This is a genomic window from Falsiroseomonas sp., assembly GCF_041690465.1.
Lineage (GTDB): Bacteria > Pseudomonadota > Alphaproteobacteria > Acetobacterales > Acetobacteraceae > Falsiroseomonas.
On sequence record NZ_JAWLHG010000005.1, the window covers coordinates 71980 to 83274 of the forward strand.

Annotated in this window: 13 protein-coding genes; 7 read left to right on the plus strand and 6 right to left on the minus strand. The window is 70.3% G+C overall.

Features of this window, described 5'->3' with window-relative positions:
- Positions 1–14: 14 nt before the first annotated feature.
- From ACESM1_RS07850 to ACESM1_RS07860, 3 genes are all read right to left on the minus strand, one after another.
- A complete protein-coding gene (locus ACESM1_RS07850; protein WP_372619149.1) occupies positions 15–842 on the minus strand; it encodes a calcium-binding protein in 828 nt (275 codons plus the stop codon).
- A gap of 110 nt (positions 843–952) precedes the next feature.
- Positions 953–1717 (minus strand): winged helix-turn-helix domain-containing protein, encoded by a 765-nt coding sequence (locus tag ACESM1_RS07855; RefSeq protein WP_372619150.1) that lies wholly within the window; start codon positions 1715–1717, stop codon positions 953–955.
- A 246-nt stretch (positions 1718–1963) separates the two neighbouring features.
- Complete coding sequence (locus ACESM1_RS07860) at positions 1964–2398, minus strand: DoxX family protein (protein ID WP_372619151.1); 435 nt, start codon at positions 2396–2398, stop codon at positions 1964–1966.
- Positions 2399–2530: 132 nt separating this feature from the next.
- Between ACESM1_RS07860 and ACESM1_RS07865 the strand changes: the two genes are divergently transcribed.
- Positions 2531–3463 (plus strand): LysR family transcriptional regulator, encoded by a 933-nt coding sequence (locus tag ACESM1_RS07865; protein WP_372619152.1) that lies wholly within the window; start codon positions 2531–2533, stop codon positions 3461–3463.
- Positions 3464–3470: 7 nt separating this feature from the next.
- Here ACESM1_RS07865 and ACESM1_RS07870 read toward each other — a convergent pair whose 3' ends face one another.
- Positions 3471–3734 (minus strand): hypothetical protein, encoded by a 264-nt coding sequence (locus ACESM1_RS07870; protein WP_372619153.1) that lies wholly within the window; start codon positions 3732–3734, stop codon positions 3471–3473.
- Positions 3735–3947: 213 nt separating this feature from the next.
- Here ACESM1_RS07870 and rfbF point away from each other — a divergent pair, with 213 nt between their 5' ends.
- From rfbF to ACESM1_RS07890, 4 genes are read left to right on the plus strand one after another with little or no spacing between them, the layout of a single operon-like run.
- Positions 3948–4736: a glucose-1-phosphate cytidylyltransferase gene (gene rfbF / locus ACESM1_RS07875; RefSeq protein WP_372619154.1), complete on the plus strand. Its 789-nt coding sequence runs from the start codon at positions 3948–3950 to the stop codon at positions 4734–4736.
- 36 nt (positions 4737–4772) lie between these two features.
- Complete coding sequence (locus tag ACESM1_RS07880; protein ID WP_372619155.1) at positions 4773–5831, plus strand: NAD-dependent epimerase/dehydratase family protein; 1059 nt, start codon at positions 4773–4775, stop codon at positions 5829–5831.
- The gene (locus ACESM1_RS07885; RefSeq protein ID WP_372619156.1) at positions 5828–7090 is read left to right on the plus strand and encodes a methyltransferase domain-containing protein; all 1263 of its coding nucleotides are present in this window, start codon (positions 5828–5830) and stop codon (positions 7088–7090) included. The genes ACESM1_RS07880 and ACESM1_RS07885 overlap by 4 nt, the downstream gene beginning before the upstream one ends.
- 4 nt (positions 7091–7094) lie before the next feature.
- Complete coding sequence (locus tag ACESM1_RS07890) at positions 7095–8321, plus strand: class I SAM-dependent methyltransferase (RefSeq protein WP_372619157.1); 1227 nt, start codon at positions 7095–7097, stop codon at positions 8319–8321.
- Here ACESM1_RS07890 and ACESM1_RS07895 read toward each other — a convergent pair.
- A complete protein-coding gene (locus ACESM1_RS07895) occupies positions 8307–9320 on the minus strand; it encodes a glycosyltransferase family 2 protein (RefSeq protein WP_372619158.1) in 1014 nt (337 codons plus the stop codon). The genes ACESM1_RS07890 and ACESM1_RS07895 overlap by 15 nt on opposite strands.
- Before the next feature lie 230 nt (positions 9321–9550).
- Between ACESM1_RS07895 and ACESM1_RS07900 the strand changes: the two genes are divergently transcribed.
- On the plus strand, positions 9551–9769 hold the full coding sequence (locus ACESM1_RS07900; protein ID WP_372619159.1) for a hypothetical protein: 219 nt from the start codon (positions 9551–9553) through the stop codon (positions 9767–9769).
- An 84-nt stretch (positions 9770–9853) separates the two neighbouring features.
- On the opposite strand, the gene ACESM1_RS07905 is transcribed toward ACESM1_RS07900, so the two are convergent.
- Positions 9854–10129: a DUF3467 domain-containing protein gene (locus ACESM1_RS07905; RefSeq protein ID WP_372619160.1), complete on the minus strand. Its 276-nt coding sequence runs from the start codon at positions 10127–10129 to the stop codon at positions 9854–9856.
- Between the two features lie 155 nt (positions 10130–10284).
- Here ACESM1_RS07905 and ACESM1_RS07910 point away from each other — a divergent pair, with 155 nt between their 5' ends.
- Positions 10285–11148 (plus strand): efflux RND transporter periplasmic adaptor subunit, encoded by an 864-nt coding sequence (locus ACESM1_RS07910; protein WP_372619161.1) that lies wholly within the window; start codon positions 10285–10287, stop codon positions 11146–11148.
- The last annotated feature ends 147 nt before the right edge of the window (positions 11149–11295 follow it).

Here is an 11295-nt window from a genome sequence, read left to right on the forward strand (position 1 = left end):
CTCCGCCCGCCGCCTCAGACGATCTTCACGTAGTCGTCGAGGTTGTTGAGCAGGTCGTTCCGCGAGACGCCGACCAGCGTGATGCTGTCGCCGCCGATCGAGATCACCGCGCCCATCGCGCCGCCCTTCACATAGGCGGCGAGATCGGTCGGGCTGTTGATGGCGGTGCCGTTGATGCCGGCCTTGATCGCCAGCATGTCCTCGCCCGGGCGGAAGTCGAGGATGACATCACCGCCGAACTTCGACTCGAAGTAGAAGGTGTCGGCATCGCTGCCGCCGGCGAGCCTGTCGTCGCCCTCGCCGCCGAATAGGGTGTCCGCGCCGCTCGCGCCGACCAGCCAGTCGTCGCCCTTGTCGCCTTCGAGCCAGTCGTCGCCGGCGCCGCCGAACAGCACGTCGTCGCCCTTGTCGCCGGTCATGCGGTCGTTGCCATTGCCGCCGCTGGCCAGGTCGTCGCCCTTGCCGCCATCGATGACGTCGTCGCCATCGCCGCCATCGGCGACGTCGTCACCCTCGCCGCCGAGCAGCGTGTCGTCGTCGGCACCGCCGAGCAGCAGGTCGTCGCCCTTGCCGCCGTCTGCCACGTCGTTGCCGGCGCCGCCTTCGAGCCGATCATCGCCGTTGTCGCCGTCGAGCACATCGTCGCCGGCACCGCCAAGGGCGGTGTCGTCGCCGTTGCCGGCCAGCACGAAGTCGTCGCCTGCTCCGGCGAACACGTAGTCATTGCCGCCGAAGGCGACCAGCAGGTTGTCCAGCACCCCGGGAAAGGCAGCGTCTGCGTCGATCACGTCGGACTGCTGCGTCCCGTACCAGGCGCCCGGTATTGAGGCGAAATCAGCCATGCGTCGATCCTTGTCCTGGAGGAGCGGGGCGCCGGCGCATCACCGGAACATCCGCACGTCCAGGTTGTATTGCGATGCAATAGTGAACGGGAAGGTGGTGGATACAGTTTTCAACACAGCGCGAGCGGCTGCCCCTGCAGGGCGGCCTGGTCGCCGCCGTCAGGGCCGCCCGCGGGCCGCCCGGGGGCGGCCGGATCGAAGCCGACGAAGACGTAGCCGACCCCGCGCACCGACTTGATGAGTCTGGCGCTGGCGCCGTCGTCCCCGAGCTTGCGCCTGAGCCGCAGGATCAGGTTGTCGAGCGCGCGGTCCTCCGGGTGGTAGGGCCGGCGGAGCACGGCGAGCGAGAGGGCATCGCGCTGCACCGGCGCGCCCTGCTGTCGGACCAGGATCTGCATCAGCTCGAACTCGGCGGAGGTCAGGTTGCGGGCGCCACCATCGGGGGCGAAGAGCTCGCGCTGGCGGAGGCAGAGCCGCCAGCCGGAGCGCGAAGCCGTCGGGCTTTCGATGCGGGTGCGACGCAGCACGGTGCGGATGCGGGCCAGCAGCTCGCGCGGGCTGGTGCCGCTCGCGACGTAGTCATCGGCGCCGGCCTCGAGCGCGAGGACGCGGTCGTGCTCGTCATCGGTGTCCATCGCCCGCAGGATCGCCGGCACCGGGGAGACGGCGCGCAGGCGGCGCAACGTGCCTAGGTCGGGTTCCATTTTTACCCGGCGATGCAGCACCACCAGCCAGGGCGGGTTGGCCGCCAGCCGGTGCAGCAACGGGTCGCGCGCCGGCCAGGTCTCGGCCGGCAGGCCGTTCCGGGTCAGGTAGGCGGCAAGGCTGCTGCCGTCCGCCGGATCCGCATCAACGAGAAAGACTCGCGCCGCCATCCTGGGAGTCACTGGTGCCTCTGCCGACGTGGGTGCCGCCCGTGCGCTCACGCCCCGGTCGCCACAACCCCTAGTAGTAACTTCGTCGGGGGGCAATGCGTGTGTCGTGAATTGTCAACCTTTAATCTAACGTTAAACTGTTACCTATCAATCACATTCGCGGGTATTTGGCCGGCCCGGCGGGCTCGGGGCGGCCCGGCGCACCGGACCGCCCCACTCGCATAGGTTGCGATTTCTTCAGGCGCGTCAGGCGCGCGCGGCCGCGGCGCGCCCGGTAAGCTGCGCCGGATCGAGCGCGAAAGCGCCTGCGCCCAGCCCGGCCTGCACCAGCAGCGCCACCGTCCAGAAGGCGGGGAACTCCCAGCCGCCGCCCTGGGCGCTGAACAGCCAGCCGGCGGGCAGGTGCTGGATCGTGGCGCCGATCATGATCGGGATGGACAGCAGGCTCGCCAGCCGCACCCACACCCCGGCGAGCAGCGCCAGGCCTGCCGCGATCTCGGCGATCGCGACCACGGCGCCGAGCACCGGCGGGTAGCCCAGCGAGCCGAAGAAGCCCATCGTACCGGGCAGCCCGAAGGTCATCACCTTCAGCAGCAGGCCATGGGCCAGGAACATCACGCCCATCGTCACGCGCAGCAGGAAGGCCGCGTAGGGGGCTGTGGTGCGCTCGTCGAGGTTCATCGTGGCATCTCCTGTCGGGTCCGAAGGCATTCGCGCCTCCGTCGCCGCCGGTATGGCCCCGCGATGCCGCAGCCTTCCAACTGTGGACCGGAACAGTCATCATCACTGTGGCGAATGACAGGGTGCCGTCGCTTGGCCGATCTGCAGAACCTCGATCTCAACCTGCTGCGCGTGTTCGACGCGGTGGCGCGCGAGCGGCACGTGACGCGGGCGGCGGAGAAGCTGAACCTCTCGCAGCCCGCCGTCTCGAACGCCCTGGCGCGGCTGCGCCAGGCGCTCGGCGACGAGTTGTTCCTGCGCCGCCCCGGCGGCGTGGAGCCGACCGCGCTTGCGCTCTCCCTCGCCGGGCCCGTCCGTGAGATGCTGGACCGGCTGCGCCAGATGCTCTCGGTGCATGCCCCCTTCGACCCGGCGACCACCGAGCGGATCTACACCGTCGCCTTCAGCGAGTACGCCGAAAGCGTGCTGGCGCCGCCGCTGCTGGAGATGATGGCGAAGGAGGCGCCGCGCGCGCTGCTCGCCATCCGTCACGCTGACCGCACCAATGCGCTGGACCTGCTCGAGGCCGGCGACGCCGAACTCGCCGTCGCCGTGCTGGCGGAGCCGCCGGCGCTCTACACCCGCGTGCGACTGCTGCCCGAGAACTTCCTCACCCTGGTGCGGCCCGGCCATCCGCTGGCCGAAGGTCCGATGACGCTGGAGCGGTTCACCGCCTTCCCGCATCTCCTGCACTCGGCGAACGGCTCACGCGATGGCGCGCTGGACGGGCCGCTGGCGGAGGCCGGCCATCCGCGGCGCATCGGCGCGGTGGTCGCTCATCTCGGCGCGGTGCCGGAGATCCTGATGCGAACCGAGCTGGTGATGACGCTTTCCGCGCGGCTGGCGTACCGGCTGGCCGAGACGCAGGGGCTGGTGCTGCGCCCCTGCCCGGTGGAGATCCGCCATGTGCGGCTCTCGCTGGTGTTCCACCGCCGCCTCGAGGCGGATGCCGGCCATGCCTGGCTGCGTCGCACGCTGCTGGCGGTGGCCCGCGACATGGGCCCGGTGCCGGGCGTCGGCGCCTGAGCGACGTTCAGCGACGCGCGCGTTCCATCGCCGCAGCACAGATCGCCAGCAGCGCGCCACCAAGGATGAGGTAGAGCACCACCCCGACACTGGCGGCGAGCAGCCGGGAGAGCAGCGCGACAAGCGCGAACAGCACGGCCGCAGCCAGCAGCTTGTGCAGCATGCCCGCCTCCAGCGCCTCCACGGCGGCGGAATGATGCTGCGCTTCGCGTGGTTCGTGCCGCAGCGGCGTGCGAAGACGCCGCCCGTTCGGGTTCGGATGGTCGGACATCCGCGGCGAACGCCGCACGCCAGCGCCCGTTCGGTCATCGCAGGGCCGCGCGCGCATCCGTGCGCGCTGCGTCGCGAACCCGGCTGATGCCGCAACGAACTCGCATCTCGCGCAGCCGCGAGGCGTCTCTCCGTCGCTTGTGACTCGCCCGGACGTTCCACTGACCGAATACTGCGTTAATGCAAGGCTGGGCCGAACACGGGAGCTTCTGACTTGAAGGTTGCGATACTCGCCGGTGGACTCGGCTCGCGCATGGGTGAGGAGACCGAGCTTCGTCCCAAGCCGATGGTGGAGATCGGCGGGCGGCCGATCCTCTGGCACATCATGCGCTACTACGCCTGTTACGGGCATCGCGATTTCGTGGTGGCGCTCGGTCATCGCGGTGATGTCATCCGGCGCTACGCGACGGATTTCGCTACTCTGGGGGGCGGCCATCTGTGCATCGACTACGACCGCCGGACGGTGGAGATGCGCGAGGCCGAGGACGATGCGTGGCCGATGCAGGGATGGCGCATCGAGCTGCGTGAGACTGGCCGCCACACCAACACTGGCGGTCGCATCCGTCGCCTGCGGGAGGCGATCGGCCGCGAACGCTTCATGCTCACCTGGGGTGATGGCCTGTCCGATGTGGATCTCGATGCCCTGCTCGCCTTCCACACGGCGCATGGCCGGATGGTCACCATGACAGCGGTGCGCCCGCCGCCGCGTTTCGGACACCTCGAACTGGATGGTGACCGGATCACCGGCTTCCGCGAGAAGCCGCGCGACGCGGAAGGCTGGATCAACGGCGCCTTCTTCGTCTGCGAGCCCGACATCTTCGACCGGATCGAGGGCGACGCGACGCAGTTCGAGGCCGAGCCGCTGGAGCGTCTGGCGCGCGAGGGCGAGCTGATGGCCTTCCGTCACGAAGGCTTCTGGCAGTGCATGGACACGCCGCGCGATCGCGCGCGGCTGGAAGAACTCTGGGGCTCCGGACGGGCGCCCTGGAAAGTCTGGAACTGAGCGGCTCGGCCGCATGACGGAGGAGACCGCGCGCGCATGCGAATCCTGATCACAGGGCATCTCGGCTATATCGGCACCGTTGCGGTGCCGCTCTTCCTCGAGCGCGGCCATGAGGTAACGGGTTGCGACACCGACCTGTTCCGAGGCAGCACCTTCGGCCACGGCATAGGCGCGGCGGCGGAGGTGCCGGATCTCGGCCTCGACATCCGCGACCTCCGGCCGGAGCATCTCGCTGGCTTCGACGCCGTGGTGCATCTCGCCGGGCTGTCGAACCATCCGCTCGGCAACCGCGATCCGGCGGTGACGGATGCGATCAATCACCGCGCGGCGGTGCAGGTGGCGCGCGCGGCGAAGCTGGCCGGCGTGCCGCGCTTCGCCTTCTCCTCCTCCTGCGCGAACTACGGCGCGGCGGGCGAGGCGCTGATCGACGAGAGCGCACCGTTCGCGCCCCTGCTGCCCTATGGCCAGTCCAAGGTGGATGCGGAGCGCGGCATCCTCGCGCTCGCGGACCGCGACTTCTCGCCGGTGATCCTGCGCAACGCGACCGCCTTCGGCCTCTCGCCGCGCATCCGCTTCGACCTCGTGGTGAACAATCTCACCGCCTGGGCCGTCTCCACCGGCGAGGTGCTGCTGAAATCGGACGGCACGCCCTGGCGCCCGCTGGTCCATGTGGAGGACATCTCGCGCGCCTTCCTCGCGGTGTGCGAGGCCCCGCGCGAGCAGATCCATGCCGAGGCCTTCAACATCGGCGCGACCTGGGCGAACCAGCGGGTGATGGACATCGCGCGGATCGTCGCAGAGGTGGTGCCTGAAACGGAGATCCGCTTCGCGCCGGGCGCCGGGCCGGACCGCCTGAACTACCGCGTCAGCGGCGACAAGTTCGTGCAGCGCTTCCCGCATGCGGCACCGCGCCGCGCGGTACGCGAGTCGGTCGAGGAACTGCTGGAGGCGTACGGCAATTTCCCGCCCGCGCCTGAGGAATTCGAAGGGCCGCGCTACCAGCGGCTGGCGCATCTGAACGCGTTGATCGCTGCCGGCCAGGTCGCGCCGGACCTGCGGCCGCGCCAGCGTGTCCCGCAACAGGTGCCCGCGTGAGCGAAGCCGCCCTGGCCGATGCGCCGTCAGCCTGTACCGAGATCCTCGCCTGCCGCGGCTGCGGCGGCGGCAGTCTGGCCAGCGTGTTCGATCTCGGTCGGATGCCGCTGTCGGACGGCTTCACCGCGGAAGCGGTGAGGCCCGATCCGACCTGGCCCCTCGAAGTCGTCTCCTGCGCCGAGTGCGGCCTTGCGCAGTTGCGCCACACCGTGGCGCCGGAGGTGCTGTTCGCCGAGGACTACCCGTACTTCTCCTCGGTCAGCGCGACCGTGGTGGAGAATGCGGCGCGCAACGTGGCCGAGGCGGTGGTGCGTTTCCGCCCGCCGGCGGGCGCGCTCGCGGTCGAGCTGGCGAGCAATGACGGCTACCTGCTGCGCCATGCCGCCGCGGCGGGCCTCTCGGTCCTCGGCATCGATCCAGCGCCGGGGCCGGTGCGGGTGGCGCGCGAGGCGGGCATCGAGACGGTCCACGCCTTCTTCACCGAGCCTCTGGCGCAACGCCTGGCGGCCGAGGGGCGCCGCGCCGCCCTGGTCTTCGCCAACAACGTTCTGGCGCATGTCGCCGACACGCGTGGCTTCGTACGCGGCATCCGCCACATCCTCGCACCGGACGGCACGGCGATCATCGAAGTGCCCTACCTGCGCGACCTGATCGACCATGTCGAGTTCGACACCATCTACCACGAGCATCTCTGCTACTTCTCGCTCCGCGCCCTGGCGGCGCTGTTCGCGCGCGAAGGGCTGGCGCTGAACGACGCGCAGCGCATCCCCATCCACGGCGGCTCGCTGCGGCTGTTCGTGCAGCACGCGCCGGCGCCGAGCGCGCGACTGACCGCGCTGCTGGCGCAGGAGCGTGCAGAGGGGCTGGATCGGCCGGCGGCCTTCCGTGGTCTGGCGGACCGCGTGGCCCAGCTGCGCCAGGATCTTCGCGCGTTGCTCGACAGGCTGAAGGCGGAGGGCGCGCGGATCGGCGGCTACGGCGCGGCGGCCAAGGGCACGATCCTGCTCAACCATTTCGGCATCGGGCGCCGCGACCTGATCTGGGTCGCCGACCGCAACCAGCACAAGCACGGGCTTTTCGTGCCCGGGGTGAAGCTGCCGATCGTGCCGGTGGAGCGCATCGCCGAGGACCGCCCGACGCATCTTCTGCTGTTGCCCTGGAATCATCGCGCAGAAATCGTGCGGCAGCAGGCCGCCTTCGTCGCTGCGGGCGGCCGCTTCATCCTGCCGATCCCGCAGCCCGTCCTGGTGGAGAGCTGAGCGCATGACGCATCTGCAGCGGCCGCGGCGCGCATCGCCTTCGTCGCTTTCCTGCGTGGCGGTTGATGACTGCGCCGCCTGTGGGGCGAAGGGAGGCGTGCAGCTCGCCGAGTTGCGCGGCGTGCCGACCAATTCCTGCCTGATGCTGGCGACCGAGGCCGCCGCCCGCGCCTGGCCGCGCGGCGACATCGTGCTGCAGCTCTGCGAAAGCTGCGGCTTCATCGCCAACCGCGCCTTCGAACCGCGGCTGACCGAGTATTCCGAACGCTACGAGCCGAGCCAGGGCTGGAGCCCTGCCTTCCGCCGCTATCACCGCGAACTGGCCGGACGGCTTGCCGAAGCGGTGCCGTTGGCCGGGCGTCGGGTGGTGGAGGTCGGCTGCGGCCAGGGCGAGTTCCTGCACCTGCTCTGCGGCCTGACGGGCGCCACCGGGGTGGGGTTCGATCCCTGCGTGGATGCGCGCCGCGGCGACGTGGTGGAGCAGCGCGTGGCCGAGGTACGACTGGTCGCCGATTTCTTCGACGAGTCCGCGGCGGCGTCGGAGCAGGCAGACCTGCTGGTCAGCAAGATGACGCTGGAGCACATTCCGGCGGTCGGCCGCTTCGCGGCGCTCTGCGCGCAGGTGGCGCGCAATTCGGCGCCGGGCATGCGGCTGTTCGTGCAGGTGCCCGACAGCCAGCGCATCCTCCGCGACATCGCGTTCGAGGACATCTACTACGAGCATTGCTGCTACTTCACCGAGGCCTCGCTGCGCGGCCTGTTCGCCCGCCACGGCTTCGCGGCCGAGGCGGTGTGGCGCGACTATGACGGGCAGTATCTCGGTCTGCTTGCGCGCTTCACCGGCGTGCCGGGCGGCATGGCGCCGGCGGCCGAGTTGATGCAGCTCTCCCGCCTCGCCGGCATCTTCGCCACCGCGCATGCGGCGAAGCTCGCCGCGTGGCGCCGGCGCGTGGCCGATGCGGGCCGGATCGTGGTGTGGGGGTCCGGCTCCAAGGGCGTCGCCTTTCTCGGCGGACTCGGGGAGATGGCCGGTGCGGTGACGCATGCGGTGGACATCAACCCGCATCGCCAGGGCATGTACATGATCGGCAGCGGGCACCCGATCATCGCCCCGGCGGCACTGCGCGACATCCGCCCCGACACGGTCGTGGTGATGAACCGTGTCTATGTCGAGGAGGTGGGCGCCGCGCTCTCGGCGCTCGGGCTGGCGCCGCGGCTAGTGGCGCTCTGAGCCCCAGCCCGGCGGCGGCAGCGCGCCGGGCGGGAGCCGGGCGGGGGATCCGACCAGCGACCGCTTCAGGCTGCGCATGGCCTGGAACAGGCGCGGGCTGGCGGCCTGCACAAGGTCGCGCGCCACCTCGCCGGTGTGACCGCCGGTGAGCCACCACCGCATCAGCTCCGCATGGCAGGCGCGGCGGAGATCGGGATCGGGCACGCTGCGCGCCACGGCATGCCAGTATTGCCGCCAGACCTGCCAGTGGAACAGCGTGCTGGTGCTCCGCGTGGCCACGGTGCTGTCCTGCCACAGCGCTGCCTCCCGCCGGTCCTTCAGCAGCAGGGCGCGGGTGTAGCGGTGCGGATGCTCGCGATGCAGGAACACCGGTTCCGCCACCGCGACCCAGGGGCCGCGCAGCGCCATCTCCGCCAGCAGCACGCGGTCCGACCCGCTATAGGTGCCGTGCAGGCCGGAGCCGACCAGCGCCTCGCGCCGGAAGAGGCCGAAGAAATCCTCGCACTGGTGGCAGGTATGGATCACCGCGCCGAGGCGGCGCGCGGGATCCGGCGAGTCGATGCCGGGGAAGATGTTGGCGTAGCGCCGCAACTCCTCTCCCTCGGGCCCGATCTCGGTGATGCCGGTGGTGCAGAGCACCGCCTGGGGCGTCGCCTCCAGCGCGGCCACGGCGCGCGCGAGGTAGTCCGGCGCGAGCAGATCGTCATGCGCCGCCCATTTGAAGTAGCGGCCGCGCGCGCGGTGGAAGCAGTCATCGTAGTTCGGCCCGGCGCCGAGGTTGCGCGGCTGGCGGTGGTAGAAGATGCGGGCGTCGGCCGCGGCATGCCGGCGGCAGATCTCGCCGGTCGCGTCGGTCGAAGCGTTGTCGCAGACGATCAGCTCCAGATCGGCGAAATCCTGATCGCGGATCGAACGGATCGTCTCATCCAGATAGCGCTCGCCGTTGTAGACGGGAAGCCCGATGCTGACGGTGGGTGGGGCAGGGGGTGATGCGACCATGTTGAGCGGGCTCGAAGCCTCCAGGGGTGACGGCTGGCACTCTGGTCGCGCAACGCGGGAGCGGTCAGGCTTGGCTTCCGCACAAGCGCTTGAGGCATGGCATCGCGCGGCACCGTTGCCGGAATGCCATGGCTGCCCCATTGCTGCCCCACTTGATCGGGCGTGCGCGGTTTCCGATGGTGGGGGCCGGGCGGCAGGCCCGGCGATGGGTCGAGAAGGGGGAATTGGGGATGAGCCAGACCGGGCCGGTCTACCTGCGCTGGCGGCCGACGGGCGCTCCGGCGCCGGAGATGGAGCGCTTCGATGACCTCGATGCGGCGCTCGACGCGGTCGAGCAGCGCTGGGAATCGCTGCGCGACCACGCGCCACAGATTCTGGACGCGCGGCGCGTGCTCCTGCTCAGCACCGAGCAGCTGCGGGGCGAGTTCGATGCGGCGCCGCAGGCCTGAGTGGTCTGACTCGATACCGCAGCCCTGAAAGGCGGGCCGCGACGGCCCTCGGCGGCGCCGGGTCGGCACCGCCGCGCGCGGCCGTCAGAGCGTGCCGTGGCGCGATTCGTGCTCCGCCATCAGCCGGGTCAGCAGGTCGTGAAAGCGCTTCGCGGCCACCGGGCTCATGATGATCCGGTGCAGCAGCTGCACATCCATCGGCCCGCCGCCGCGCTGCTGCTGGAGATCCCAGTTCTGGTTCACGCCGAAGGTGAGGACCACTTCCTCGCGCGTGCTGGTGGCACTGCAGACGTTGCAATAGCTGCTCTTGAGCTGGCTGGTGTCCAGCTTCATCTCGGGCTGTCCGCTCGCCTGGCTCATCCGCGTCCCTGGCTCCCCACCGCGCGTGATCGCGCCGCTCGACGATACGCGGCGGCCCATGGCGGGACAAGGCGTGCGGCTGCCGCAACGGTTGCGTTTTTCGTGGATTTACAGATGCTGGGCGAACGCAGCGCGCAACGGCTCCGGGGGCCTGGATGGACATCGCGAGGATCGCCGGTGATGTCAGGCGGCTGTGGGGCCGGCTTCTGCTGGCCTCCTGGCTTGCCGCGACACCGCTGCCGGCCAGCGCGCAGCCCGCTCCGGCGCTGCCTGAAGGCGAGTTCGACTGCCTGATGGATGCCGCGCAGCGCGTGAAGCTCGGTGCTTCGGTCACGGGCCTGATCCGCGCCGTGCATGTCGCCCGCGGCGACATCGTCCGCCGTGGCCAGGTGGTGGCGCAGCTGGCTTCCGAGGTGGAGGAGGCGAATGCCGCACTGGCCCGCGTGCGTGCCCGCAACGACGCCCCGGTGGCCAGCGCGGAGCTGCGGGCGGAACACGCGCAGCGACGCGCCGGACGGCTGGAGCGGCTGCGCGCCAGCCAGGCGGTGAGCGAGCGCGACTACGACGAGGCGGCGACGGAAGCCCGCGTCGCCGCGCTGGCCTTGCGGGACGCCCGGATGAACCTCGAAGCCGCGCAGGCCGAGCTGCTGCGGGCAGAGGAACAGGTGGGGCAGCGGCAGATCGTCAGCCCGCTCGATGGCATCGTGGTGGAGCGGCACCTCGCCGCGGGTGAATACATGCATGAGCAGGCGCAGCTGCTGACCCTGGCGCAGATCGACCCCATCCATGTCGAGGTGTACCTGCCGGTAGCCTATTTCGGGCAGATCGCACCCGGGGACGGCGCGACGGTGATGCCGGAGGCGCCGGTGGGCGGCGCACATCTGGCACGCGTCTCGGTTGTGGACCGGGTGATGGATGCGGCGAGTGGCACATTCGGCGTGCGGCTGCAGTTGCCGAACCCGGACCTCGCCCTGCCCGCGGGCCTGCGGTGTCGGATCCGCTTCGGCGCCCGCGGATAGCCGGAGATCAGGCCCATGCGGCGCTCGGCCGGGTGGTCGCTTCGGTCCGTCTCCCTTACGCAAAGGTAGAATCAGTCGCGCCGTCATCACCCGGACATGGATTTTTTGACATGATTCGAAAGCATAAAGTTCTGTTGACGATCCGTT

Coding starts and splice junctions, on each gene's coding strand:
- ACESM1_RS07850 (WP_372619149.1), bottom strand. CDS start 842: ATGGCTGATTTCGCCTCAATACCGGGCGCCTGGTACGGGACGCAGCAG.
- ACESM1_RS07855 (WP_372619150.1), bottom strand. CDS start 1,717: ATGGCGGCGCGAGTCTTTCTCGTTGATGCGGATCCGGCGGACGGCAGC.
- ACESM1_RS07860 (WP_372619151.1), bottom strand. CDS start 2,398: ATGAACCTCGACGAGCGCACCACAGCCCCCTACGCGGCCTTCCTGCTG.
- ACESM1_RS07870 (WP_372619153.1), bottom strand. CDS start 3,734: ATGTCCGACCATCCGAACCCGAACGGGCGGCGTCTTCGCACGCCGCTG.
- ACESM1_RS07880 (WP_372619155.1), top strand. CDS start 4,773: ATGCGAATCCTGATCACAGGGCATCTCGGCTATATCGGCACCGTTGCG.
- ACESM1_RS07890 (WP_372619157.1), top strand. CDS start 7,095: ATGACGCATCTGCAGCGGCCGCGGCGCGCATCGCCTTCGTCGCTTTCC.
- ACESM1_RS07895 (WP_372619158.1), bottom strand. CDS start 9,320: ATGGTCGCATCACCCCCTGCCCCACCCACCGTCAGCATCGGGCTTCCC.
- ACESM1_RS07900 (WP_372619159.1), top strand. CDS start 9,551: ATGAGCCAGACCGGGCCGGTCTACCTGCGCTGGCGGCCGACGGGCGCT.
- ACESM1_RS07905 (WP_372619160.1), bottom strand. CDS start 10,129: ATGAGCCAGGCGAGCGGACAGCCCGAGATGAAGCTGGACACCAGCCAG.
- ACESM1_RS07910 (WP_372619161.1), top strand. CDS start 10,285: ATGGACATCGCGAGGATCGCCGGTGATGTCAGGCGGCTGTGGGGCCGG.